Origin of the sequence: Catenuloplanes japonicus, from assembly GCF_000717135.1 — a bacterium.
In the GTDB taxonomy this organism is placed as follows: domain Bacteria; phylum Actinomycetota; class Actinomycetes; order Mycobacteriales; family Micromonosporaceae; genus Catenuloplanes; species Catenuloplanes japonicus.
The window spans coordinates 22,150-46,564 of sequence record NZ_JNXY01000032.1; the positions used below are offsets into that span (position 1 = coordinate 22,150).

Consider the following 24,415-nt stretch of genomic DNA (forward strand, 5'->3'; position numbering starts at 1 on the left):
TACACGGCCCCTACACAGTCCTGTGTAGATCGTCGCGCAGGCGCGCGACCTCGGCCGCCTGCGCGGTGTCGCCGGCTCGGGTGAACAGCTCGCCGGCCTCGCCCAGCGCCGCCGCGGCCGCGTCGGGGTCCAGCCCGTCCAGCGCGCGGGCCAGCAGCGTCAGCGCCCTGGCCAGGAACAGCAGCCACCCGCGGGAACGCCACATCGCCACCGAGTCGCGCAGGTAGGCGACCGCCTCCGCCCGCTGGCCCTCACGCAACGCGATCTCGCCGAGGATGCCGAGCGAGTCGGCGACGTGGTGCGTCATCCGGTACTCGCGGGCCGTCTCCAGCGCGGCCTCGGCGGTCGGCCGGGCCTGCGCGTCGCCGCGGTCCAGGTGCAGCCGCGCCAGCGTGAGCATGGACAGCACCTCGGTGTACGCGTCGCCGTGCCGCCGCGAGATGTCCAGCGACTCGGCGAGGAACGCGTGGCTGGAGTCGAACAGCCCGGCCCGGCCGTGCGCCATGCCGAGGAACTGCAGCGCGGTCGCCTCCCAGCGCGGATTGCCGAGCTCCCGGGCGCGGTCCAGCGCCTGGTGCAGGTGCCCGACCGCGGCCTCCAGCCGGGACGACTCGCCCAGCGCCACCGCCATCGCCACGTGGGCACGGGCCTGGCCGCCCAGGTGCGCGCCCTCGACGGCCCAGGCCAGCGCGTCCGCGGCCGCGTCGACCGCCTCGTCCGGGCGGCCCATCGCGGTCAGCGACATCGAGCGCATCGCGGCCGCGTCGGCCATCCCGGCGGGCTCGCCGGCGGACCGGAACAGCTCCTGGAGTCGTACCGTCTCGTGGTGTGAGCGGGTCATCGCCTCCGTGGTGTGGTCGTTGGTGATCCAGGTGGTGACGTCGATCAGGCCGCGGCGGATCACGGCCTCGCCGCGCAGGTTGCCCGCGGTCACGCAGGCGGTGAGCGCGCGGCGGCTGTCCGCCTCCCACTCCGCGTACATGCCGCGCACGTCGAAGTACTTCTCCATGTGCTGGACCAGGTCGAACGCGGCCTCGTCCCGGCCGGTGGCGCAGGCCTGGCGGATCGCGGCGCGCAGGCTCACCTGCTCCGCGTCGAACCAGGTCAGCGGCTCCACCCCGGTCAGCGCGTGCCGCACGTCCGGCCGTGGCGCCCGGCCGGCGATCGGCGCGAAGCACGGGCCCGGCAGCCGCGGCTCGAAGTGTTCGGCCACGGCCAGCCATGCGCCGAGACCCTGGTCCAGCACGTCGTCGCGCGCGGCCGGGCTCTCCCGCGCCGCGGCCTGCTCGCGGGCGAACAGGCGCACCAGGTCGTGGAAGCGATAGCGCTGCTGCCCGGCCTGGTCCACGCCGGCCTCGGCCAGCATGTGCGCGTCCACCAGCAGGTCCAGGACGTCGGTCGCGTCCACGGCCAGCACCTCGGCCAGCCACTCCGGGAAGTCCGGCACGTCGAACAGGCTCAGCAGCCGGAACAGCCGCCGCGCGGGCGCGGCCAGGCCCTCGTAGCTCAGCGCCAGCGACGCCCGCACCTGCAGGTCGCCGACGTCGAGCCGGTCCAGCCGCCGCCGCTCGTCGCGCAGCAGCCCGGCCAGGTGCGCGAGCGTCCAGCCGGGCCGCGCGGTGAGGCGCGCGCCGGCCACGCGCACGGCCAGCGGCAGGCCGCCGCACATGCGCACCACGTCCGCCGCCTCCGCGGGCTCGGCCGCGACCCGGTCCTCCCCGGCGATCCGGCCCAGCAGCCGCGTGCCCTCGTCACCGGGCAGCTCGGTCAGCTCCGTCCAGCGCACGGCCTCCAGCCCGGACAGGCGCGCGCGGCTGGTCAGCAGCACCGCGCAGCTGGGCGCGCCCGGCAGCAGCGGCCGGACCTGGCGCTCGCCGGCCGCGTTGTCCAGCACGACCAGCACCCGGCGGCCGGACAGCATCGTGCGGTACAGCTCCGCGCGCTCGTCCGGGTCGACCGGCACGGCCGGGCCGGGTACGCCGAGCGCGCGCAGGAACCGGCCCAGCACGTCCGCGGAGGTGCCGGCCAGGTTCGCGTAGAGCTGACCGTCCGGGTACGCGTCCGCGACCGCGTGCGCCACGTGCACGGCCAGCGCGGTCTTGCCGATGCCGGCCATGCCGGTGATGCCCGCGACCGTGAGCCCGGACGGCGGCGCGTGCGGCGACATCAGCTTGGCCAGCTGCCGCCGCTCCTCCCGCCGCCCGGTGAAGTCCGCGACCGGGGCCGGCAGCATGGCCGGGACCACGGCGGCGCGCTCCGGGACCACCGTGGGCGCGGGCCCGTCGTCCAGGATCTCGCGGCGCAGCTCCCGCAGCTCCGGGCCGGGCTCGACGGCCAGCTCCGCCCGCAGCAGGTCACGCATCTCGTCGTAGGCGCTCAGCGCGCGGGCCCGGCCGCCGCTGCGGTGCAGCGCGCGCAGGTACTGCCCCCAGAGCCGCTCGCGCAGCGGGTGCTCCGCGGTCAGCACGGCCAGCTCCCCGGCCAGCTCCGCGTGGTCGCCGAGCGTGAGCCGCGCCTCCACCTGGTCCTCGACCGCGCGCAGCCGGGCCTCGCCGAGACGGACCACGTACGGCGTGAACCAGGCGACCTCGGCCAGATCCTCCAGCAGCGGGCCGCGCCACAGCCCGAGCGCGCGGGCCAGCCGTTCCGCGGCCTGCCGGGGCCGGTACTCGTCCAGCGCGCGCCGCCCGTCCGCGGCCAGCGCCTCGAACACGTCCAGATCCGTCTCGCCGGCCGCCACGTCCAGCCGGTAGCCGCCCACGGTCTTCTCCGGCCGCGGGCCGACGCCGTCCAGCGCCCGGCGCAGCAGCGAGACGTAGGTGTGCACGTTCGCCCGCACGGACTCGGGCGGGCTCGCCTCCCACAGCGCGTCGACGATCTCGTCGACGCGCACCACGGTGCCGGCGCGCAGCAGCAGCATGCCGAGCAGGGCCCGCTGTTTGCGCCGTCCCAGCGGCACGAGGACACCGCCCTGGCCTCGCACCTCCAGGCCGCCGAGCAGATGGAACACCGGCATCGAAACCTCCCGGATGTCCCGCCTATTCGACCACAGTGGTGCAACGGCCGCGAGTGTCTACAAACGTCTCCGGACCTCGGCCAGGAGATCGACCTGGGTGCGCCAGTCCGGGCCGGACAGGCCGGTGACCAGGTGGGTGGCGCCGTGTGCGGCGTACTCGGCGATCCGGGCCGCGGCCTCGTCCGGGCCGCCGGTGATCGGCAGCCGCGCGGCGTCCGGGGCGGCGTGCCGGTAGCCCGCGATGCCCGCGGCCAGCTCCGCGCGCGTGGGGGTGCCCGGGGCGACGCCCAGCGCGGTGAGCGCGCCGATCGCGATCGCCGGCGCGGGACGGCCGGCGGCCACCAGCCGTTCCCGGCCCGCGGCCAGCGCCTCCGGCGTGATCAGCGACGGGAACCAGCCGTCGCCGAGACGGGCCGCGCGGTCGATCGCCACCGCGGACGCGTTGCCCACCCACAGCGGCGGCACGGTCACCCCCGGGGCGAGCGTCACCTCGCCGCCCGGCAGGGCCACCGGCTCGCCGGCCAGCAGGTGGGGGAGCAGGCGCAGCGCGGTCTCGGTGCGCGGGCCGCGCTCCTCGAACGGGACGCCGGCGGCCGCCCACTGCGCGCGCCCGCCGCCCGAGCCGATGCCGAGCAGCAGGCGGCCGCCGGAGACCAGCTGGAGACTCGCGAGCAGCTTCGCGGCCCAGGCCAGCTGGCGGATGGCCGGGACGAAGACGCTCGCGCCGACCGCGATCCGGGTGGTCGCGGTCGCGGCGACCGCCAGCGCGATCGTGCACTCCACGGTGGGTGTGCCGGTCGCGAGGTGGTCGCCGTGCCACACGCTGTCCAGGCCCGCGTCCTCCGCGTGCCGGGCCGCGGCGGCCAGTCCGAGGCCGTCGCGGTGCTGGACCGCCGGCGACGGCAGGATCACGCCGATCCTCACGCGGGTTCCGCCGTTACCAGCACGACCTTGCCGCGGCCGTGGCCGGTCTCGACCTCGCGGTGCGCGTCCGCGGCCTGCGATATGGGATACGTGCGGCGGACCAGGAAGCGCAGCTCACCGCGGGCGTAGAGGCCGGCGAGCGCGGCCAGGCGGGCGGCGGAGCGCAGGTTCTCCGTGGTGCGGATGCCCAGCTCGGCGGCGCGACCGTGGTCGACCAGCGTGAGGATGCGGGAGCGGTCGGCGCACAGCTCCAGCGACAGGTCGAGGGCCTCGCCGCCGGCGCCGTCCAGGATCACGTCCGCACGGCCGCCGGGCAGCAGCGCCCGGAGCCGGCCGGCCAGGCCGGGGCCGTAGACCACCGGTTCCACGCCCAGGTCGCGCAGGTAGTCCTGGTTGGCGGCGCTCGCCGTACCCACGACGCGGCTCTGTGCTCCGAGAGCGAGCTGGGCGGCGACCGCGCCGACGTTTCCGGCGGCGCCGTGCATGACCACGGTCTCGCCGGGCGCGGGCCGGAGCAGCTCGATCGCGATGTGCGCGGTCTGCGCGGCGCCGCTGAAGCCGCCCGCGACCTCCCACGGCATCCCGGCCGGCTTGATCGTGACCTGTTCCCGCGGGACCACGACGTACTCGGCGGCAGATCGCCCGAAGCCGAAGCCGAGCACGTCCTGACCCGCGAGAACTCCCTGGTCGACGACGCCGGCGAACTCGTTGCCCGGGATGCCCGGCAGCGGCGTCCTCAGCCATGCGGGCGTGAGCCCGCCGCGCACCGCGCAGTCGACCGGCTGCACGCCGGACGCCCGGACCCGCACCCGGACCTCGCCGGGCCCGGCCTGCGGCGTCTCGATCTCGCCCCACTCGAGCACCTCGGGCCCGCCGGTCCGCCGGTACAGCGCTGCTCTCATCCGTCCTCCTTCGCGGTGGACCCGCAGTCTTCTGCCTCAACGTTTGTTGAGGTCAAGCCCGGGTGTGACCGGCGCCACACCCGGGCAACGTGGCCGGTGCGGGGTGTCGTCTCGGGGGTCGACGAGAGGGGACAGATGAGGCGCGGGGATCCACTGTGGGCACGTCTGCTGGTGATCACGGGTGTGCTGCTGACCGTGGTCAGCGCCGGCACGATGGCCGTGGCGCAGACGCTGATCAGCCAGGCGACCGGCTCGATCACCCAGACCGACCTGATCGGCGGCGACTCGGCCGAGGGCAACGACATCGACGGCGCGATCAACCTGCTGCTGGTCGGCATCGACGCGCGGCCGGACGACAAGGACTTCCGCGCCGACACCATCATCATCCTGCACGTGCCGGCCACGCACGATCAGGCCTACATGATCTCGATCCCGCGTGACTGGCTGGTCGACATCCCGGCCAGCAAGAAGCTCGACTTCGACGGCGCGACCGAGAAGATCAACGCGGCGTTCGCGTTCGGCTCGCGGCCGGAGGGCACCGATCTGGAGAAGCGGGCGCGCGGCATGGAGCTGCTGTCCGCCACGCTCAAGCAGGAGACCGGCATCCGGTTCAACGGCGGCGCGATCATCGACTTCAACGGCTTCCACAGCATCATCCACGCGCTCGGCGGCGTGGACATGTGCGTGGAGGCGGAGGCCACGTCGATCCACATCGGGGTCAACGCCGAGGGCCACAAGTACCAGGGCTACTACGACGACGCCAAGCAGCAGTTGGTGGGACTCCCGCCGGGCTACAAGCCGTTCGTGCACAAGGTCGGCTGCCGCCTGATGGACGCGACGGAGGCGCTCGACTACGCGCGCATCCGCAAGGGCAAGAACTTCGACAACGGCGACTACAGCCGGCAGCAGCACCAGCAGCAGCTGATCAAGGCGATGGCGAAGAAGGCCACCTCGTCCGGCACGCTGACCGACTTCGGCAAGCTGAAGAAGCTGATGGACGCGGCCGGCGGCGCGCTCACGCTGGACACGCGCGGCACCGACCTGACCGACTTCATCTTCACGCTCAAGGGCGTGGCGGCGAACGACCTGATGATGATCAAAACGAACGCCGGGGAGCTCAATCCGGTCGTCGGGCCGGGCAACTCCGAGGCCGAGGATCTGACGGACGAGTCGGTGGAGATGATCAAGGCGGCCAACGACGGCACGCTCGGCACGTTCCTGATCGAGCACCCGCAGTTCATCGCGCGCAACGGCTGACCGATGATCATGGGATGACCTCGCGCGCGTACGAGCTGGACCGGGCCCACGTCTTCCACTCCTGGTCCGCCCAGGAGACGCTGGATCCGATGGTGATCGCGGGCGCGCGAGGCTCCCGGGTCGTGGACTCGGCGGGCGCCGCATACCTCGACTTCTCGTCGCAGCTCGTCTTCACGAACCTCGGCCACGGCCACCCGCGGATCGTCCAGGCGATCAAGGACCAGGCCGAGCTCCTGTGCACGGTCGCGCCGCAGCACGCGGTTGCTCCGCGCTCCGAGGCGGCCCACCTCATCGCCTCGCTGGCGCCGGACGGCCTGAACCGCGTCTTCTTCACCAACGGCGGCGCGGACGCGAACGAGCACGCGGTCCGGATGGCCCGGCTGCACACCGGGCGGCCGAAAGTCATGTCAGCCTATCGGTCCTACCACGGCGGCACGTACACCGCGATCAACATGACCGGCGACGCCCGGCGCTGGCCCAGCGACACCGGGACCGCGGGCGTGGTCCGCTTCTTCGGCCCGTTCCTCTACCGCTCGGAGTTCCATGCCTCCGATGAAGCCGAGGAGTGTGTGCGGGCGCTGGCCCACCTCCGCCGCACGATCGAGGCCGAGGGCCCGGCGACCATCGCCGCGATCATCCTGGAGACCGTCCCCGGCACCGCCGGGATCATGCCGCCGCCGGACGGCTACCTGCCCGGCGTCCGCGAGCTGTGCGACCGCTACGGCATCATGCTCGTGCTCGACGAGGTCATGTCCGGATTCGGCCGGGCGGGGGAGTGGCTCGCGCTGGACCGCTACTCCGTGCGCCCGGACCTGATCACGTTCGCGAAGGGCGTCAACTCCGGTTACGTGCCGCTCGGCGGCGTGATCATCAGTGACGCGATCGCGGCGACGTTCGCGCACACGCCGTACCCCGGCGGCCTCACCTACTCCGGGCATCCGCTGGCCACGGCCGCGGCCGTCGCCACCATCAACACCATGAGCGACGAGGGTACGGTGGCGGCCGCGGCCCGCCTCGGCCGTGCCGTCCTGGGCCCGGGTCTGCGTGCGCTCGCTTCCTCGCATGCGGTGATCGGTGACGTGCGCGGAGTCGGCGCGTTCTGGGCCGTGGAGCTGGTCGCGGACCGGGCCACCCGCGAGCCGCTGCCGGTCGCGTCCACACTGGAGATCGTCGCCGAGTGCCGCCGCCTCGGCCTGCTGGTCTTCACCAGCGCGAACCGCATCCACGTCGTGCCCCCGTGCAATCTGTCCGATGAGGACGCGGCAATCGGCCTGTCGGTGCTGGACCGCGCGCTGGCCCGTGTCGGCACTGTTGCCAGCTGATTTCCGGCACGGTAGGTTTCCTGCATCGACAAGCCTCACTCGATCGAGGGGGTTCTGATGTCCGTGCAGATCAGCCGCCGTGCCGTCCTGACCGCAGGCTCAGGAGCGGTCGCCGGCCTCGCGCTTCCCGACGTTGCCGCCGCCTCCGCCGACCGGTCCGTGGGTTTCACCGTCGACGCTGAGGTGCTCGACGGCGGCGAGCAGGTCGTCTCGCTCACGCTCGGCGCCGCCCGCCTCGGCCGCATCGACCCGGCCAGCCTGACCCCGGCCACGTTCGCCGTGCACGTCACCGCGACCAGCCCGGTCGCGGGCGCGGCCGGCTACGACCTCGACCGCACGGTCACCGCGGTCAGCCTCGACCGGCGCGGCAACATCGTGATCGCGCTCGCGCACGGCGAGGGCGTCGCCGGCGCCGGCACGCTCGCCTGGCTGGGCAGCGGCGGCCGCAACGTGCGGCTCAACCTGGCCTACACCATCGTGCAGAACGCGCCGATCGTGGTGCGCGGACGCCCGGTCACGCTCCCCGGCTTCACCCAGGGGCGGCTGGCCAGCCCGGAGGTGGACGCGTTCACCCACCACGAGTCCGCGTCCGGCATGAAGTACCGGCTGTTCACGCCGTCGCGCACGGTCGGCCGGCGCCCGCTGATCGTCTGGCTGCACGGCGGCGGCGAGGGCGCATCCCTGCCGCACGGCTACTACGACAACGAGACCACGCTGCGCGCCAACCGGGGCGCGCTCGGCTTCGCCACCCCCGAGGCCCAGAAGATCTTCTCCGGGGCGTACGTGGTGGCGCCGCAGAGCACGTCGTTCTGGATGGAGGACGGGCCGCGCTTCGCCCCGCTCATCAACGAGATCATCGTCGACGTCGCCCGCCGGCACGCCGTGGACCGCTCCCGGATCTACGTGGCCGGATGCAGCAACGGCGGATACATGAGCCTGAAGATGACCACCACCTATCCCACGCTCTTCGCCGCGTCGATCCCGGTCTGCGGCGTGGTCATGCCGCTCGGCGGCGGCACCGTGCCGCTTGTCCCGGACGCGGACCTGGCCGCCATCACCACCCCCACCTGGCTGGTCACCTCGCTCGACGACACCACCGTCCCACCGCAGCCGAACACGGTCCATGCCGCGGAGCTGATCCCCGGCGCATCGGTCACGCTCTACGATCAGGTGGTCCGCAACGGCTACCGCTTCCCCGGCCACTGGTCCTGGATCTACCTGGCCCGCAACGACAAACCGTTCTGGCAGTGGATGTCCCGCCAGCGCCGCTAGGACGTGGCCCGGCTGCCGCCTGCCACGTCGGGCCGCGGTCGCAGGCCGCGCTCACGCCACGTGATCAGCGCGCACCAGCCACCGTGATCAGTGCAGGGCCGTCACCAGCGCCACCGGCGGCACACGGCCACGCCGCGATTAGCGGGCGCACCCGCGGCCGTGGTCAGGGCAGGGCCGTCACCAGCGCAACCGGTGGCAGGCAGCCACGCCGTGATCAGCGGGCGCACCCGCGGCCGTGGTCAGTGGACGGGCCGTCACCAGCGCAACCGGTGGCACGCGGCCACGCCGTGATCAGCGGGCGCACTGGCGGCCGTGGTCAGGGCAGGGCCGCCACTAGCGCAACCGGTGGCAGGCAGCCACGCCGTGATCTGTGATCGCACCCGCGGCCGTGGTCAGGGCGTCCCTCCTGTGGTGAGAACTGCATGAGGGACGCCCTGATCACCGCTCGGACAGCGGGGCGAGTGCGTCGTGGGCGTCGGCGAGGCCGCGCTCGTTCTCCGCGGGGTCACTGATGCCGGTCATGTCGTGGTGGGCGATGCGGCGCGCGAAGTAGTCCGCCTGCACCGCCCACCGGAACCGGACCATCACCGGCAGCGCGCGGTCCGCCTCGGCCCGGGGGAGCACGCCTTCGGCGAGATATGCGTCGACCAGCGCGCCGGCGTGGTGAGGGCCGCCGACGTACATGACGGCCGACGCCACGTCATACAGCAGCGGCCCGCGCATCGCGGTGCTCCAGTCGATCACGCCGCAGGTCTCCCGCCGCCGGAGCGCTTCCGGCGGCCCCGCCCGGAGCGCTTCCGGGGACTCGGTCCGGAGCGCCTCCCGCGACCCCGCCCGGAACGCTTCCTGCGGCTCCGCCCGGAACGCCTCCGGCGACGGGTCGGTGTGCAGCAGGCCCCACGACAGAGTCTCCGGGCCGAGCCGGTCGTAGGCCGCGACCGCCGCGGCGACGGCCGGGCGCACCCACGGACGGACGTCCAGGTGGCCGGCGTCCGGGTCGACCCAGTGGAACAGCTCCGGATCCGGGACCGGCACGTCGCGCAGGGCCCGGTGCACGCGGGCCAGCGTCGTGCCGATGAGTCTCTGATCGGGCACGGCCTCGCCCGGTACCCAGGTGAGCAGCGCCAGCGGGATGCCGTCGACGTCGGCGACCAGGTCCCCGTGGCGGGTGGCCACCGGCGCCCCGGCCGGGATCCCCGCCGCTTCGAGCGCGGAGGCGACCGCCAGGCCGCCGCTGAAGGAGCGGTGCGACGACGGTGCGACCGCCTTCGCCACCCAGCGCTCACCATGGTCGGTGACGAACCAGGTCGCGGAGTTCATTCCGCCGTTGTGCACCTCGACGGTCGCGGCCGCCAGACCCCACAGATCCGCCAGGCATTGACGAACGCGCAGATCGCCGATCATGGCTGGCAGTAAATCAGCTACCCCGGTCCACTAGGGTGGATTTTATGGGGACGGTCAGGCAGTTTCAGGTCACGTTCGACTGCAGGGAACCGGAGCGGGTCGCGCGCTTCTGGTGCGAGGTGCTGGGTTACGTGGTGCCGCCGGCACCGGAGGGCTTCGCCAGCTGGACCGACTACGACCGGTCGCTGCCGCCGGACCAGCAGGGCGCGGCGTTCGCGGCGAGCGACCCGACCGGTGTGGGCCCGCGGCTGTTCTTCCAGCGCGTCCCCGAGGGCAAGGTCGTCAAGAACCGGCTGCACCTCGACGTGCGGGTCGGTACCGGCATGGTCGGCGCGGAGCGCCTGGCCGCGCTGGAGGCCGAGTGCGCCCGCCTGCTCCCGCTCGGCGCGACCCGCGGACTGCTGCTGATCGCGGACGAGCACAACGAGTCGTGCCTCAACATGCAGGACGTCGAGGGCAACGAGTTCTGCCTGGACTGAGCACGGCCGTGCGGGTCATTCCGCCGTCTGGAGGGCAGGCAGCGTCGCCTGCCGCCGGACGCCGATGATCAGCAGGTAGCCGACCATCCAGATCTCGCCCGCGGACGCGGGATAGGTCAGCGCCTCCGCGACCACGTGCGCGCCCGGCGCGAGGTAGGCGATGAACGCGCTCACCACGTATCCGGCACCGCCGCCGACGAGCAGCCAGCCCAGCGCACGGGGCATCCAGCCGGAACGGAGCACGCACCAGCCCATCGGGACCAGCCACAGACCGAAGAAGAGCGCGCCCACGCCCCACAGGTTGTCGCTGACCAGGTAGAGCAGCTGCACGCTCGCCGCGTCGCCGGACAATCCGGCCGCGGTGGCCAGCAGCGCGGCGCTCATCAGCCCGACGACGGCGCTGACCAGGCCGAACGCGGCGATCCCGCTCGCGGTGACCGCGTCGACGGTGCGGAACAGGCGGTAGAACCAGACCGCGGCGAGCGTCTGCGTGACGACCATGCCCAGCTCCAGCGCGATGGCGACGCGGGCCAGCGACCCGTGCGCGGCCAGATTGGACAGTGTCGCCTGGGCGCTGTCCGGGTCGAAGAGCAGCGGCCGGATGACGATCAGCCCGGGTATGGCGGTGAGGGCGTTACCCAGGTAGAACAGCCCGGTCAGGCGGGCGGTACGACTCAGCGCGTGCATCGTGGCTCCCTGTCTGTGCGTCGTCTATGCGTCCGGGTAGGCGAAAACCTCGTCGAGTGGCACGCGGAACACCCGCGCGATCTGGAACGCGACCTCCAGCGACGGCGAATATCGCCCCTGCTCGATCGCGAGGATGGTCTGGCGGGTGACGCCGATGCGGTCGGCCAGCTCCGCCTGGGTCATCTCGCCGTGGGCGAAGCGGAGCGCCCGGATCGAGTTCGTCACCCGGGTCGGTTTGACCATGAACTACCAGCCTCGCCGGTACGCGACGATCTTCACGACCGACGAGGCCAGCGCGGCCAGCACGAACGCCAGGTAGAGCGCGTGCGCTATCCAGAACTGCTCGACCCGCGCCATCGCCATGACCAGCGGCACGATCGCGGCGATGCTCATGACGTAGAACCCCGCGAACTCCCCACGCCGGTTGATCTCACGGTCTCGCTCGTCGACCCGGTCCGGCTCCTTCGGCAGCACGGCCGCGGTCACGATCGCCAGCACGATGCCCGCGACGACGCCGGCGCCGATCGAGATGAGCATCGGCCACGCGTAGGCGATCGTCGCCACCTCCGCCCCCGATGCGGCGCGCGACATCACGAACGCCAGATAGATGATCGGCACCACGACGCCGACCAGGGCGGAGATCCAGGTGCGCTTCTCCTCGGAGGACATGCCGCGCTCCCATGTCTAGAAAACGTGACATGTCGAAGGTAAAACTTTCCCTACATCAAGTCAAGAATATTTGACACGCGGACTTCGATACCGTTCCGGCATGGTCACTACGTCACGACTGGCCGTCGTCTCCGGCGGCGCGACCGGCATCGGCCGCGAGATCGCCACCGCCTTCGCCGCCCAGGGCGACCGGGTGGTCATCATCGGGCGTCGTGCCGGGCTGCTGCATCAGGCCGGCCGGGACATCAACCGGGCGGCCGGGGCGGAGCTGGTGATCCCGGTCGGCGCCGACCTGACCGATCCGGCCCAGGTGCAGCGCGCCGCGGACCGCATCGCGGAGTTCGGCACGGTCGACGTGCTGGTCAACAACGCCGGTGCGATCATCACGCCACCGGCCGGTGACGGGCTCGACGCCCTGGCCGCGTCCTGGCGCCGGGACCTGGACATCAACCTCATCACCGCGGTGCTGCTCACGCACGCGTTACTGAGTCACCTGACCCGGCCCGGCGGCAGGCTGATCATGATCAGCTCGGCGGCCGCCCAGCGGGGCGGCGCAGGCACACACTCGGCCGGGTCGTACGCGGCGGCGAAGGCCGCGCTGCACGGGTGGGCCCTCGGGCTGGCCCGGCAGCTCGGCAGGGACGGCATCACGGTGAACGTCCTGGCCCCGGGCTACATCCAGGACACCGGCATCTTCCGCGGCCAGGACACGCCCGACTTCGTCGCCACCAAGATCGCCGACACCCTCGTCGGGCGGCCCGGCACACCGGCGGATGTCGCGGCGGCGGTCACCTACATCGCCTCCGCCGGCGCCGGATACCTCACCGGTCAGATCATCGGCCTCAACGGCGGCGCCGTACTCGGCCGGTAGCCGGTAGCGCCCGCGTGGAGATGCTCAGCCCGCCTGGGAGTCCAGGTGCAGCTTGCGTAGCGCCCGGATCGCCTCCAGCGCCCGCGGCCCGTCCAGCGCCTGCACCGCCAGGACCGTGACGATCTCGTTGGTGACCAGGTCGAGCGTGGCCCACGGGGCGCCGTGGCGGTAGCGGACCGCGCGGACGGCGGACCACGGGACGTCGAACTCGCGGACCAGGTTCTGCACGTGCACGCCGGACGCGTCGGCCTGGACGCGGACGCGCAGCGGCAGCAGCAGCGGCAGGGCCAGCAGCGGGCCGAGCGCGATCAGCGCCCAGGAGTCCGACTCGAACGTCTGGCCGCCGTTGGCGGTGACGGTGCCGGTCAGGTTGAGCCCGGAGACGACGATGGCCCAGCAGATCAGGGCCGCGATCACGACCGCGGCCACGCGCATGACGCGGGGGCGGAACGCGCGCAGCACGACGGGCGCGGGCGGGTCGGCGTGGGTCATCGGGGACGTTCCTCTCGTCGGTGCACCGGCTGACGATACTCGCGTCAACTGTTCCTTTACGCGGGCTGGCTACCGTCCGGTCCAACACACCGACGTACTGGAGTCACCGCATGAGCAGTCTGAGCCCTGGCACACACGCGTTCACCGCGCACGGCATCCGGCAGGTGTACCACGTCGCCGGCACCGGCCCGGTCATGATCACGCACTCCGGCGGCCCCGGCGTCGACTCCGCCTACCTGCGCTCGGCGCGCCTGGAGGAACGCTTCACGATGGTCTACCCGGAGCCGGCCGGCACCGGGGACTCCGGGCCGCTGCCCGAGGACGCGACCTATGTGGACACCTACGTCGACCTGCTGCACGCGCTCGCCGACCACCTGAACGTGGAGAAGATCTACATCCTCGGCCACTCGCACGGCGGGTTCGTGGCGCAGCGGTTCGCGATCCGGTTCCCGGAGCGGACGGCCGGGCTCGCGCTCTACAGCACGTCGCCGACCACGGACGAGGAGTTCTGGGCGGTCGAGAAGGCGGCCGCGGCGGCCTACCCGGACCGGCACCCGGACGTGCCGGAGGCCCGTGAGCTGCTCGAATACATCGGGAAGTTCGACGAGGTGACGACGGACGAGGCGAAGACCGCGTCGCTGTCGGCCGCGCTGCCGATCTACTTCGCCGACTTCTGGGGCCGCCGCGCCGAGTTCGAGCCGCTGCGCCAGGGCATCCGCGCCTGGATCGTCCACCTGCGCGACACCACGATCGACTACCGCCCGGACCTCGGGAGGATCACCGCCCGGACCGTGATCATCACCGGCCGGCACGACTTCATCTGCGGCCCGATGTGGTCCGAGCAGCTGCACGCGGGCATCGCCGGCTCCCGGCTGGTGATCGCGGAGAACAGCGGCCACTTCTCGCAGATCGAGGAGCCGGACGTGTTCCTGGAGGCCATGGCCTGGCTGCTGGAGCCGGACTTCGCGACCGAGATCCGGTCCGCGTTCCGCCGCGGCGACGACGACGAGGTGCTGCGGATGGCGCAGGCCGAGGTGGTGCGTGCCCGTGCGGCCGGCGAACCGGAGGGCGAGGTCGAGGCCGTCTACGCGATGTCCCGCCTCGCGCTGCGCGCCGGTGACCTGACCCGGGCCGCCGCGCTGGCGACCACGGCGCTGGAGGTGGCGGTCCGCTCCGGCCTGCGCCGCCTCGAGGAGCGTCCGCGGCACGTGCTGGCCGGGGTGACCCGCATGGCCGGCGACCACGAGAAGGCCCGCGAGCTCTATCGGGCCAGCATCGCGCTCAACGAGGAGCTGGGCAGGACGGACACCGTCACGTCGGAGCTGCACAACCTCGGCTTCGTCGAGCTGCACCTGGGCGATCGCGACCGGGCGCGCGAGCTGTTCGAGACCGTGCGCACCCGGGTGTTCCGGGACGGCTACCGCGCGTTCGTCCCCTATCTCGGCGTCGCCGCGACCGTGCTCGCCGCCACGGAGAAGGACCACGGGCACGCCGCCCGCATGATCGGCTTCACGGACGCCGCGTTCACCGCGCTCGGCCAGGTCCCGGACCCCGACGACGCGGAAGAGCTGGCCTCCGCCCGTACCGCCGCGATCTCCGCCCTCGGTCCGGACACGTTCTCCCGATTCCACGCCGCCGGTGCGTCGCTCGACGCCACCGCCGCCTTCGGCCTCGCCTGGCTCGACTGACAAAGATCAAAATCAGCCATCGAGGGTACGGCCGGAGCTTCCCACCGCCCGGCCGTGCCCTCGCCACGCGCCGTCAGCCCGCCGGCGGTCCCGCGGGTGCGGACGGGTAGCCGGGAGCCGGCGGATATCCGGCTGGTCCCGGCTGATACCCGGCAGGGCTCGGCGGCGCAGGCTGATACCCGGCCGAGCCCGGCGGCGCCGGGGGATAGCCGCCCGCCGAGAAGCCGTCCGCCGGGTAGCCGCCGCTCGCCGGGAAGCCGTCCGCCGCCGGTGGGACCAGGTCCGAGGCCTGCGGCTCCGTCGTGCGGACGGAGAGGCGGTCGAGGTAGAACCACTGCAGCGCGCCCAGGATCAGCGCGCACAGCACCACGGCCGCCACCGGCAGCGGCATCCGGGACGCCTCCTCCGCGAACGGCCGGCCACCGGACAGTTGCAGCGCTGCGGCCGGCGCGGGCAGCTCGCCGGGCTCGTAGACGGCGAGGATCTGCCAGAACGCGTCCTGCGTCTGGACCAGGTAGGTGATGCCGCCGGCCACCACGGCCATCGGCAGCGCGGGCAGCAGCGTCCGCGCCGGGCTGCCGGGGCGGCGCTCGGCCAGCCCGCGGAACAGCAGCGTGAAGACGACCAGCGACGGAATGCTCAGGTACGACGGCGGGAACAGCGCGAACGGCGTGCCGATCACGCCGAGGTCCTGCATCGTCGTGAACGTCACCACGCTGAACGGCCCGCTGCCGACGAACAGCCACGGCGCGAAGACGAACAGCAGCCATTCGCTGTGCCGGCCGAGCGGGCGCAGCGCGCCGATGCCGAACCCGGCCAGCGCGGCCAGCCCGACCCCGATCACGGTGGTGACCAGCGGCGGCGCCAGCGCGTTGAACGCGCTGCCCACGCCCGGAACCTCGCCGCCCAGGCCGGACAGCCAGGGCCAGATCCCGTAGCCGGCCGCGCCGAGCACGATCACCAGCAGCGCCAGCGCGCCGATCAGCGCGGGCACGCCGACCGGCCTCGCCCCGGCCTGCGGCGCGACCACGTCGGCCCGCACCCGGCCCAGCACCAGCACCGCGACCGCGGCCAGGCCGAGCACGCCGAGCAGTAGCGCCAGCACGGTGCCGGCGGCCGCGCCCGCGCCGAGGTCCGCGTACCGGAACGACAGGTTGTAGAGCGACATCATCGGCGTGCCGGTGGAGCCGCGCGGGCCGCCCTGGGTGAGCGCGAACGGGTAGGTCCAGGTCTGCATCGTGTACGCCACGACGGCCAGCCCGGCCGCCAGCCCGAGCGCGACCACGGCACCGACCGGCCGGCGCCCGTCCCCGCTGCGGCGCAGCGCGGCCAGGTAGACGGTCACGCCGGCGCCGACCAGCAGCCCGATGAGCGTCAGCCAGAAGACCTCGCCCACGTACAGCTGGGCCTGCAGCGGCTCGCCGGTGAGGTCGCGGCGCGCGCCGTGCCAGGCCAGCGCCAGGCCGACCGGCGTCACCGCGACCATCGGCAGCACCAGCGCCAGCCGGACGATCCGCCGGGCCGGCGTGCCGCCGCGGTGGGTCAGCCAGGCGAGCACCGGCGCGAGCACGCACGCGGCCAGCACCGGCAGTACCGCGATCAGCAGCACGTACCCGAGATCGCCGAAGAACTCCTGATCGGCGACCCGGGAGTAGTTGTCGAACCCGACGAACTCGTTCTCCGCCCTGTCGATCAGCCCGATGCGCTGGAAGCTGTTCCACAGCGTCCGCACGGCCGGCACGACATATGAGGTCAGCAGCGCCAGCAGCGCGGGCGCCACCAGCAGCAGACCGACCGGGTTGGCGGTCCGCGTGGGCGGCGGGCTGTAGGACATCCGGACACCTCGATCACGTTCGGTGACGACGGCCGCGATGATAGCCACCGGACGCAACCTGCCTCGTCGTACCCGAAATGCGACGACGCACCATGCCGGCCGCGTTCGACTTCATCGCGCCGGCGCTTTAGATCCGCGCGGACGCTGCCGATGGGAATCCCATGAGGTCCCTGTGGGCGAGCCGTCTCAGCATCGGGTTCGCCGTGCTGCTCAGCGCGGCACTGGTCTCCGGCGCCGGGCTGTACCTGTCCCGGACCACCTCCGACGCGCGGGCCCGCGTATTCGCGGACGCGGACGCACGCGCCGGCGTCTCCGCCGACCTGATCGGCGGCCTGCTGGTGGCCAGCGACGCGAAGACCCGCGCGGTCAGCGTCGCCCAGTTCTCCGGCACGGTCGCTCAGCTCGAGGCGCAGCGCGGCACCACGTCGATGGACGCGGCCTGGTACGCGATCCTGGGCGCGGACGGCGGCCTCCTCGCCGCGGACCCGGCCTCGGCGAGCGCGACCGCCCGTACCCTCGCCGCAGATCCTGGTTTCGGCATTGCCGCCCGGACCGGAAAACTCGCGTTCGGTGACGTGCTCGTCGACAGCGGCGTGGTCTACGTGCTGGCCTTCCAGCCCTTCGACGCCCCCGACGGCCCGCGGACGCTGGCGCTGCCGATCGCGGTCGACGGCGTGGCCGACCTCCTGGCCGGCTCCCTGCGCGTGCCGTCCGCCAGCTCCTACGTGCTCGACGGCGCCGGCCGCGTCATCGTCGCGACCGACAGGTCCGTGGCCGGCTCCCCGCTGCCCCGCCGCGACCTGGCCGCCGCCCTGCGCGCCGGCCCGCACGGCGTCGCCGGCGACGAGTACTTCATCGCCCGGACCATCCCCGGCAGCGACTGGCGCGTGGTGATGACCACGCCGCAGCGCACGCTGCTCGCCCCCGTGCAGGCCACCGGCCGCGTCGCCTGGCAGCTGTTCGCCGCGTTCGCCGTCGCCATGACCGTCATCCTGCTCATCGGCCTGTCCGCGCTGATGAGCTCCGCCCGCCTGGCCCGCGCCCGCCTCCACGACGCCCTCACCGGCCTGCCCAACCGCGCCCTGTTCATGGAACGCGCCGACGCCGTCAGCGCCGAGTGGCGCCGGCGCCGGCAGACGCGCACCGAGGGCACCGTCGCCGCGCTCTTCCTCGACCTCGACGGCTTCAAACCGGTCAACGACACCTACGGCCACGCCACCGGCGACGCGCTGCTCAAGCAGGTCGCCGCGCGCCTCATCGCCGCCACCCGCCCCGAGGACTTCGTGAGCCGCTTCGGCGGCGACGAGTTCCTGGTCCTGTGCCGCGGCCTGCGCAACGAGGGCGACGCGTTCGCCGTCGCCGACCGCATCCGCGCCTACCTCACCGAACCCTTCGACCTGAACGGCCGCACCGTCGAGGTCGGCGTCTCCATCGGCATCGCCACCCTCGGCGAGGCCGCCCAGGAACCGGGCGACCTCATCCACAACGCCGACCTGGCCCTCTACCGCGCCAAGGAGAACGGACGCGGCCGCGTCGAGTTCTTCACCGCCGCCACCCCCTGACCGCCGCCCGCATCTCGGGCATCGGGTGCCTCGGTTGATCGATCGCGGTGGCCTGCCTGGCATCCGTCGACGCCTCCCGGGCGTCGCGTGAGCCCTCGGTGTCCGGGCGAGGCCGTCGCGAAAGCGCGGGCAGTTATTTCCCGAAATTTCGGGTGCGGCGGCGCCCGGAAGGCCGCGCCCAACCCGGCCGCGCGGGCGTTCGCTACCACCCGCGCCGAACTTTCGCTCGCTCCGAGAAAACTTTTGGAAGAATAAATCGAAAGATGTAGACGTGCTGACGGAAGTAGCCCAGGATGTTCACAGCCGTGAATCATGCTGGTAACCGGGAGCGCAGATGAGACGTCTGTTGGCCGCTACTTTGCTCACCGTCACCGTGGTATCCGCCGCGCCGTCGCCGGCCCACGCCATCGATCCGCCCGCGCAGGAGCCGGGGGTGACGCTCCGGACCTTCGACATCGGCGCGCCCCTCAGCAAGGTCTGCGAACTCAAGCCGGGCCAGACCCCCAACGTCGACAAGCTCATGCCGACCATCGACTGGTCGACGGCGGACGACTTCGGCCTGGAGACGAACTTCGTCACCCACGCGCTGGCCACCCTGGTCACGCCGGTCGCCGGCACCTACGCCTTCCGCCTGATCAGCGACGACGGTGCGAAGCTCTTCCTCGACGACAAGCTGATCATCGACCACGACGGCCTGCACGGCGCCGACCCGAAGGACGGCACCGCCGACCTGGCCGCCGGCACCCACGCGCTGCGCATCGAGCACTTCGAGCGCGACGGTGGCCAGCAGCTGACCCTGGCCTGGCAGCCGCCCGGCACCAGCGGGTTCGTGACGGTCCCGACCAGCGCGCTCACCACCGACGCCGGCGTGGTCCGGGTGACCGCGCCCGGCACGAAGGAGTGCGTCGCGGGCACGGACACCCCGGGGGACGGCCTGCCGCTCACCGCCGTGAACCCCGGCTACACGCTCACCGACCTCCGCCCGCCGGGCTTCGAGCCGCAGGTCAGCGGCATCGCCTGGCGTCCGGACAAGAAGATGGTGCTCACCACCTGGGGTGGCTCCGACACGCTCGACGGCGAGGTCTACCTGGTCAGCAACGTCAACGGGCAGACCGGTCCGGGCAGCGTCACCTACAAGAAGATCGCCGGTGGGCTCAAGGAGCCGATGGGTGTGGCCTTCGTCGACGGCAACGTCTACGTCTCGCAGAAGCACGAGCTGACCGAGCTGAAGGACACCAACGGCGACGACGTGCTCGACACCCGTCGCACGGTCGCGACCTGGCCGTTCGGCGGGAACTTCCACGAGTTCGCGTTCGGCCTGCTCTACAAGGACGGGAACTTCTATCTCAACCTGTCCGTCTCGATCAACCTGGGCGGCGCGACCACGGACCCGCAGCCGGTCGGCGGCCGCGGCACGAGCATCGTGGTGAACAAGCGCACCGGCAAGGTGACCACGGTCGCGGGCGGCCTGCGCACGCCGAACGGGATCGGCTGGGGGCCTGACGACAAGCTCTACGTCACGGACAACCAGGGTGGCTGGCTGCCGTCGTCGAAGCTCGTCAAGATCGAGGACGGCGCGTTCTTCAACCACTACACGAACCCGGACGGCCCGTTCGACAACAAGCCGGTGACCCGGCCGGTGCTGTGGATGCCGCAGAACCAGATCGCGAACTCGCCGAGCACGCCCGTGCTGCTGAAGTCCGGGACGTACCGTGGCCAGCTCTTGATCGGTGATGTCACCTACGGTGGCCTGCAGCGGGCCGCGCTGGAGACGGTCAACGGCGTGGAGCAGGGCGCGCTCTTCCGGCACACGCAGGGTCTGGAGGCCGGCATCAACGAGGTGTCGATCGGGCCGGACGGCGCCATCTACGTGGGCGGCCTCGGCGCGGACGGCAACTGGGGCCAGGAGGGCAAGCTCCGGTTCGGCCTGCAGAAGCTGACGCCGAACGGCACGGACGTCTTCGACATGAAGACCGTCAAGGCCACGCAGGGCGGTTTCGCGATCGAGTACACGAAGCCGCTCTCCGACGAGACCGTGACGGATCTGGCGAAGAAGTTCCAGATCGAGCAGTGGCGGTACGTCCCGACCGCGCAGTACGGCGGCCCCGAGGTCGACACCGAGACGCTCACGGTCAGCGCGGCCACCGTGTCCAAGGATCGCAAGACCGTCCGCCTGACCGTGCCCGGCCTGCGCCGCGACCGCGTGGTGCACCTCCGCTCGCCGCGCCCGTTCGCGGCCCGCGACGGCGAGAAGCTGTGGAGCACCGAGGCCTGGTACACGATGAACGAGCTGCCCGGCGACACGTCGCAGCAGGTCTTCTACGAGGCCGAGGAGGGCAACCGCGAGGGCGGCGCGTCGCTGGCGACGGACCACCGCGGCTTCTCCGGCATCGGCTTCACCGCGGCGTTCGGCAAGCTCAACGCGTCCACCACCATGCACGTCAAGGTCGACAAGAACGCGGACTACGCGGTCGGGCTGCGCTACTCCAACGGCCCCGACCCGTTCAGCGGACCCAAGACCGTCAGCGTGTACGTCAACGGCCGCAAGATCCGCCAGGTCACGCTGCCGACCACGGTCACCTGGGACGACTGGGCGACCGCGACGGAGAAGCTGCCGCTGAAGAAGGGCGTGAACGCGGTCCAGTACCGCGTCGACGCCACCGACACCGGCCACGTCAACCTGGACCTGATCAGCGTGCGTGAGTGGAACGCCAAGCGGATCACGCTCTTCGACGGCAAGAACCTGGACAACTGGGCGCACACCGACGGCCGACGTCCACAGTGGCCGCTGGTCGCCGGCAACGCGACCGAGGTGGCCGGTGGTGACCTGCGCACGAAGGAGGCGTTCGGCGACTACAAGCTGCACGTCGAGTTCAAGGTGCCGCTGCTCCCGCCGGAGGTCACCGGCCAGAACCGCGGTAACAGCGGCGTCTACCAGCAGGAACGGTACGAGCTGCAGATCCTCGACTCGTTCGGCGACACCACACTGGACAACAACGAGGCCGGGGCGATCTACACGGTGGCGCCGCCGCTGGTGAACGCCGCGACCGCGCCGGAGACGTGGCAGACGTACGACATCACGTACCGGGCGGCCCGCTACGACGAGGCCGGCGTCAAGACCGAGAACGCCCGGATCACCGTGATCTGGAACGGCCGCAAGGTGCAGGACAACCTGGAGATCCCGCACGGCACCGGCGGCAACATCGCGGAGGGCCCGTCCACCGGTGCCATCCGCCTCCAGGACCACGGCAACAAGGTCCAGTTCCGCAACGTCTGGATCGAACCGGCACGCTGATGTGTCCACGCGAGGCCCCGGCGACACCGCCGGGGCCTCGCGCTGGCAGACGGAGAACGCGCCGGCGGCGGAGACGTGGCTGCCGTAGCCGGGCTTGCGGTTACAACACTGCGCAGCGGCCGCCGTGCGACATCAGAGCGGCAGCCGGCCGGCCCGCTTGATGATCCGCATGACCGGCGCGGTCTGGACCGCGTGCACGGCCGGGAGCGCGCCCAGCCGCTCGGTCAGATAGCGGAACAGGCTCTGGTTGTCGCGGCAGGTCACGGACACGAACAGGTTCGTCGGGCCGGTCGTGGCCGCGACGAAGAACGCCTCCGGGTGGGCGGCGACGGCCGCCCCGGTCGCGGCCAGGTCCGCCGGGGCCACCGAGGCCCACAGCCGCGCGCCGGCCCGGTGGCCGAGGCGCGCGATGTCGATGTCCACGTCCAGGTGCAGCAGGCCGGCGGCGCGCAGCGTGTGCAACCGCCGGGCGACCGTGGACTCGGACCAGCCGGTCGCGGCCGCCAGCACCGGGTACGGCGCGCGCCCGTCCACGGCCAGCGCGTCGAACAGCGGCCGGTCCGTCTCCGCGAGCGTCACCGGCTCGCCGTCGCCGGGCTCCGGGGCCAGCGACGCGATCTGCTCCGGCGTGAGCGGGCCCGGCACCTCGAACGCGTGCCCGTCCTGCGCGAACTCGTGCAGCACGCTGTGCGCGCTCACCGAGACCACGGACGCGGTGCGGTGCAGGCGTTGCAGGATCAGCTCGTCGCGCTCCCGCACGGACCAGGACTGCAGGCTGGCGCCGATCTCGGTGCCGCCGGACAGCAGCGTGACCCACCGGGTGTCGTCGCGGCGGGACAGCGCGTCCGCGACCTGCAGCGCGGTGCCGGGCCGGCACTGCATGCGCACCACCCACCGGTCGCCGTCCAGCGCGGTCGGCTCGACCAGCCCGACCACGTGCAGCACGCGCGCCTCGCGCAGCCGGGCGAAGCGGCGCGCGACGGTCCGGTCCGAGGCGCCGAGCACCTCGCCGATCCGGGCGAACGAGGCCCGTCCGTCCGCCTGCAACGCCTGCACGAGTCCGCGGTCCAGCTCGTCCAGAGTGACGATATCCATCACCAGAGACTAGATGATGTCGGATTCCACCAGATGAGCCGATGGGAGACGCCAGAAGCCCGCGAGACCCGAAATCATGATCCGCATGCAGACACCCCTGGTGGACGAGATCCGCACCCCGCCGAAACCCAAGAGCGTCGTCATCCCGGCCGTCGTCGGACTCGTGATCGGCTCCATCTTCATCCTGATCTTCCTGGCCGCGTTCCACGCACCGCGCCCGCACGCCATGCCGATCGGCGTCGTCGGCTCCGCCGCACAGCTCCAGCAGCAGCTGCCGCCCGGCCTGATCGAGCTGGTCCCGTACGACTCGCCCACCGCCGCCCGCGACGCCGTCACCCACCGTGAGGTCTACGGCGCCTACCTCGCGGGCGAGCGCGAGCTGCTCTACGCCGGCGCGAACGGGCCCGGCGTCACCGGCACGCTGGAGGGACTGTTCCCGGCCGCGGCCACCCGCACGGACGTGCTGCCCACCTCGGCCGGCGACACCCGTGGACTGTCGATCTTCTACGCCGGGTTCGGGCTGGTGCTCGGCGGATTCCTGTTCGGGCTCGTGTCGTACCAGATGGCGCCGCGGTTGCCGGTGCGCCTGCGGGCGCTGAGCCTGGCCGGGTTCGCGGTCACCGCCGGCGTCGCGGCCGCGCTGATCGCGGGCCGCACCGGCTTCAACGCGCTGCCCGGCAACCCGGCCGTGATCGCGTCCGTGACCGTGCTGCTCGCGATGGCGGTCGGATCGGCCACGTTGTTCCTGATGCGGATCGCCGGACCGGCGGGCACGATGCTCGCCTCGCTGGTGCTGCTGATCCTCGGCAACGCCACCGGCGGCGGCACGCTGCCCTCGCCGTACCTGCCCGGCTGGCTGGCGCCGCTCTCGCACGTGCTCCCGGCCGGTCTCGGCATCCGCGCGCTGCAGGGCGTCTCCTACTTCCACCACGACGGATACGTCCTCGGCGTCGTGCTGCTGGCGGTGTGGAGCGCGGCCGGTCTCGGACTGGTCCGGCTGATCGATCTCCGGGCGGACGCCCAGCGCGCATTGATTTGATCATGAGGTTCGGGCTTCGCTACCATCCGCGCCCGTGACCACGATTCGCCTGATCTCGTCCGCGATCGTCGCGGCCTCCATGTTCGCCCTGTCCGCCTGTGGCGGCGAGGACGCGACCGACGCCGCGGCCACCCCGTCGTCCGCGCCCGCCTCGGTCGCCACCACGGCCGCGCCGGCCGAGTCCTCCGCCCCGGCCGCGACCGCGGCGAGCGACAAGGAGATCTGCGAGGCCGCCGGTAAGGCCGGCACCGCGCTCAAGGACACGATGATGGCCGCGTTCACCAGCGGCCAGGAGATCAGCGACAAGGACCTGATCGACACGCTGACCGGCGCGATCTCCGCGCTGGAGCCGCTGGCCGCGAACGGCACCAGCGACGTGGCCAAGGCCGCGCAGGGTGTCGCGGCCGAGGCGAAGAAGGCCGCGGCCGCGCCCGACCCGATCGAGGCCGCGTCCGGCGCGAGCTGGGAGCAGGCCGCCACCGGCCTCGACACCGCCTGCAAGGCCGTCGGCATCGACGTCAACTTCGCCTGATCCGACCGTTCTGTGACGCCGCCCGACTCGCACGGTCGGGCGGCGTCGCCGTACCCCGAGATCAAGAGCTTTCAA

General features: G+C 72.5%; 20 protein-coding genes. 10 read left to right on the forward strand and 10 right to left on the reverse strand.

Translation table 11 applies throughout. The features are described from left to right. Positions 1-10: 10 nt before the first annotated feature. Genes OP04_RS37070 through OP04_RS37080 form a run of 3 tightly spaced genes read right to left on the reverse strand, consistent with a single transcriptional unit; the run spans position 11 to position 4,842 of the window. A complete protein-coding gene (locus tag OP04_RS37070; RefSeq protein WP_051799668.1) occupies positions 11-3,016 on the reverse strand; it encodes an AfsR/SARP family transcriptional regulator in 3,006 nt (1,001 codons plus the stop codon). A gap of 57 nt (positions 3,017-3,073) precedes the next feature. Next, positions 3,074-3,940, reverse strand: a complete 867-nt coding sequence (locus OP04_RS37075; protein ID WP_033344634.1) for an LLM class flavin-dependent oxidoreductase — start codon at positions 3,938-3,940, stop codon at positions 3,074-3,076. Further along, positions 3,937-4,842, reverse strand: coding sequence for an NADP-dependent oxidoreductase (locus OP04_RS37080; protein ID WP_033344635.1), 906 nt, complete (start codon positions 4,840-4,842; stop codon positions 3,937-3,939). Before OP04_RS37080 ends, OP04_RS37075 begins: the two co-directional genes overlap by 4 nt. Positions 4,843-4,977: 135 nt before the next feature. On the opposite strand from OP04_RS37080, the gene OP04_RS37085 reads away from it, so the two are divergent. From OP04_RS37085 to OP04_RS37095, 3 genes are read left to right on the forward strand one after another with little or no spacing between them, the layout of a single operon-like run. Continuing rightward, the gene (locus OP04_RS37085) at positions 4,978-6,099 is read left to right on the forward strand and encodes an LCP family protein (RefSeq protein WP_063746788.1); all 1,122 of its coding nucleotides are present in this window, start codon (positions 4,978-4,980) and stop codon (positions 6,097-6,099) included. Continuing rightward, positions 6,096-7,421 carry an aspartate aminotransferase family protein gene (locus OP04_RS37090; RefSeq protein WP_269746729.1) on the forward strand — a complete coding sequence of 442 codons (1,326 nt, stop codon included), beginning with the start codon at positions 6,096-6,098 and terminating at the stop codon, positions 7,419-7,421. The genes OP04_RS37085 and OP04_RS37090 overlap by 4 nt, the downstream gene beginning before the upstream one ends. A 57-nt stretch (positions 7,422-7,478) precedes the next feature. Continuing rightward, positions 7,479-8,693, forward strand: coding sequence for a prolyl oligopeptidase family serine peptidase (locus OP04_RS37095; RefSeq protein ID WP_033344637.1), 1,215 nt, complete (start codon positions 7,479-7,481; stop codon positions 8,691-8,693). 438 nt (positions 8,694-9,131) lie between these two features. Here the strand turns inward: OP04_RS37095 and OP04_RS50510 are convergent, their stop codons facing one another. Next, on the reverse strand, positions 9,132-10,097 hold the full coding sequence (locus OP04_RS50510; RefSeq protein WP_051799670.1) for a phosphotransferase enzyme family protein: 966 nt from the start codon (positions 10,095-10,097) through the stop codon (positions 9,132-9,134). Positions 10,098-10,141: 44 nt separating this feature from the next. Between OP04_RS50510 and OP04_RS37105 the strand changes: the two genes are divergently transcribed. Then, the gene (locus tag OP04_RS37105; protein ID WP_033344638.1) at positions 10,142-10,576 is read left to right on the forward strand and encodes a VOC family protein; all 435 of its coding nucleotides are present in this window, start codon (positions 10,142-10,144) and stop codon (positions 10,574-10,576) included. Positions 10,577-10,591: 15 nt separating this feature from the next. Here the strand turns inward: OP04_RS37105 and OP04_RS37110 are convergent, their stop codons facing one another. Genes OP04_RS37110 through OP04_RS37120 form a run of 3 tightly spaced genes read right to left on the reverse strand, consistent with a single transcriptional unit; the run spans position 10,592 to position 11,932 of the window. Then, entirely contained in the window at positions 10,592-11,263 is a 672-nt protein-coding gene (locus OP04_RS37110) for a DUF4386 domain-containing protein (RefSeq protein WP_033344639.1), read from the reverse strand. A 24-nt stretch (positions 11,264-11,287) separates the two neighbouring features. Next, positions 11,288-11,506 (reverse strand): helix-turn-helix transcriptional regulator, encoded by a 219-nt coding sequence (locus OP04_RS37115; protein WP_033344640.1) that lies wholly within the window; start codon positions 11,504-11,506, stop codon positions 11,288-11,290. A gap of 3 nt (positions 11,507-11,509) precedes the next feature. Next, entirely contained in the window at positions 11,510-11,932 is a 423-nt protein-coding gene (locus OP04_RS37120; RefSeq protein WP_033344641.1) for a hypothetical protein, read from the reverse strand. Positions 11,933-12,032: 100 nt separating this feature from the next. On the opposite strand from OP04_RS37120, the gene OP04_RS37125 reads away from it, so the two are divergent. Next, positions 12,033-12,803, forward strand: coding sequence for an SDR family NAD(P)-dependent oxidoreductase (locus OP04_RS37125; RefSeq protein WP_033344642.1), 771 nt, complete (start codon positions 12,033-12,035; stop codon positions 12,801-12,803). A gap of 24 nt (positions 12,804-12,827) precedes the next feature. On the opposite strand, the gene OP04_RS37130 is transcribed toward OP04_RS37125, so the two are convergent. After that, entirely contained in the window at positions 12,828-13,295 is a 468-nt protein-coding gene (locus OP04_RS37130; RefSeq protein ID WP_051799671.1) for a PH domain-containing protein, read from the reverse strand. Between the two features lie 110 nt (positions 13,296-13,405). Between OP04_RS37130 and OP04_RS56035 the strand changes: the two genes are divergently transcribed. After that, the gene (locus OP04_RS56035; protein WP_232323878.1) at positions 13,406-14,983 is read left to right on the forward strand and encodes an alpha/beta fold hydrolase; all 1,578 of its coding nucleotides are present in this window, start codon (positions 13,406-13,408) and stop codon (positions 14,981-14,983) included. Positions 14,984-15,056: 73 nt separating this feature from the next. On the opposite strand, the gene OP04_RS37145 is transcribed toward OP04_RS56035, so the two are convergent. Then, the gene (locus OP04_RS37145) at positions 15,057-16,865 is read right to left on the reverse strand and encodes a carbohydrate ABC transporter permease (protein WP_157240877.1); all 1,809 of its coding nucleotides are present in this window, start codon (positions 16,863-16,865) and stop codon (positions 15,057-15,059) included. A gap of 113 nt (positions 16,866-16,978) precedes the next feature. Here OP04_RS37145 and OP04_RS50515 point away from each other — a divergent pair, with 113 nt between their 5' ends. Together OP04_RS50515 and OP04_RS37155 are read left to right on the forward strand one after the other, a co-directional pair. Then, positions 16,979-18,379 (forward strand): diguanylate cyclase, encoded by a 1,401-nt coding sequence (locus OP04_RS50515; protein WP_051799672.1) that lies wholly within the window; start codon positions 16,979-16,981, stop codon positions 18,377-18,379. A 334-nt stretch (positions 18,380-18,713) separates the two neighbouring features. Beyond that, positions 18,714-21,674, forward strand: coding sequence for a family 16 glycoside hydrolase (locus tag OP04_RS37155; RefSeq protein WP_033344644.1), 2,961 nt, complete (start codon positions 18,714-18,716; stop codon positions 21,672-21,674). A 132-nt stretch (positions 21,675-21,806) separates the two neighbouring features. Here the strand turns inward: OP04_RS37155 and OP04_RS37160 are convergent, their stop codons facing one another. Then, complete coding sequence (locus OP04_RS37160) at positions 21,807-22,769, reverse strand: Lrp/AsnC family transcriptional regulator (RefSeq protein WP_033344645.1); 963 nt, start codon at positions 22,767-22,769, stop codon at positions 21,807-21,809. An 85-nt stretch (positions 22,770-22,854) separates the two neighbouring features. Between OP04_RS37160 and OP04_RS37165 the strand changes: the two genes are divergently transcribed. Next, on the forward strand, positions 22,855-23,808 hold the full coding sequence (locus OP04_RS37165) for a hypothetical protein (RefSeq protein ID WP_063746795.1): 954 nt from the start codon (positions 22,855-22,857) through the stop codon (positions 23,806-23,808). 34 nt (positions 23,809-23,842) lie between these two features. Continuing rightward, entirely contained in the window at positions 23,843-24,340 is a 498-nt protein-coding gene (locus tag OP04_RS37170; protein WP_033344646.1) for a hypothetical protein, read from the forward strand. Positions 24,341-24,415 lie beyond the last annotated feature (75 nt).

Excerpts from the sequence above, each read along its gene's own strand:
- OP04_RS37070 (WP_051799668.1), bottom strand. The coding sequence starts at position 3,016 with ATGCCGGTGTTCCATCTGCTCGGCGGCCTGGAGGTGCGAGGCCAGGGC.
- OP04_RS37080 (WP_033344635.1), bottom strand. The coding sequence starts at position 4,842 with ATGAGAGCAGCGCTGTACCGGCGGACCGGCGGGCCCGAGGTGCTCGAG.
- OP04_RS37085 (WP_063746788.1), top strand. The coding sequence starts at position 4,978 with ATGAGGCGCGGGGATCCACTGTGGGCACGTCTGCTGGTGATCACGGGT.
- OP04_RS37095 (WP_033344637.1), top strand. The coding sequence starts at position 7,479 with ATGTCCGTGCAGATCAGCCGCCGTGCCGTCCTGACCGCAGGCTCAGGA.
- OP04_RS50510 (WP_051799670.1), bottom strand. The coding sequence starts at position 10,097 with ATGATCGGCGATCTGCGCGTTCGTCAATGCCTGGCGGATCTGTGGGGT.
- OP04_RS37105 (WP_033344638.1), top strand. The coding sequence starts at position 10,142 with ATGGGGACGGTCAGGCAGTTTCAGGTCACGTTCGACTGCAGGGAACCG.
- OP04_RS37110 (WP_033344639.1), bottom strand. The coding sequence starts at position 11,263 with ATGCACGCGCTGAGTCGTACCGCCCGCCTGACCGGGCTGTTCTACCTG.
- OP04_RS37115 (WP_033344640.1), bottom strand. The coding sequence starts at position 11,506 with ATGGTCAAACCGACCCGGGTGACGAACTCGATCCGGGCGCTCCGCTTC.
- OP04_RS37120 (WP_033344641.1), bottom strand. The coding sequence starts at position 11,932 with ATGTCCTCCGAGGAGAAGCGCACCTGGATCTCCGCCCTGGTCGGCGTC.
- OP04_RS37125 (WP_033344642.1), top strand. The coding sequence starts at position 12,033 with ATGGTCACTACGTCACGACTGGCCGTCGTCTCCGGCGGCGCGACCGGC.
- OP04_RS37130 (WP_051799671.1), bottom strand. The coding sequence starts at position 13,295 with ATGACCCACGCCGACCCGCCCGCGCCCGTCGTGCTGCGCGCGTTCCGC.
- OP04_RS56035 (WP_232323878.1), top strand. The coding sequence starts at position 13,406 with ATGAGCAGTCTGAGCCCTGGCACACACGCGTTCACCGCGCACGGCATC.
- OP04_RS50515 (WP_051799672.1), top strand. The coding sequence starts at position 16,979 with ATGAGGTCCCTGTGGGCGAGCCGTCTCAGCATCGGGTTCGCCGTGCTG.
- OP04_RS37155 (WP_033344644.1), top strand. The coding sequence starts at position 18,714 with ATGAGACGTCTGTTGGCCGCTACTTTGCTCACCGTCACCGTGGTATCC.
- OP04_RS37160 (WP_033344645.1), bottom strand. The coding sequence starts at position 22,769 with ATGGATATCGTCACTCTGGACGAGCTGGACCGCGGACTCGTGCAGGCG.
- OP04_RS37165 (WP_063746795.1), top strand. The coding sequence starts at position 22,855 with ATGCAGACACCCCTGGTGGACGAGATCCGCACCCCGCCGAAACCCAAG.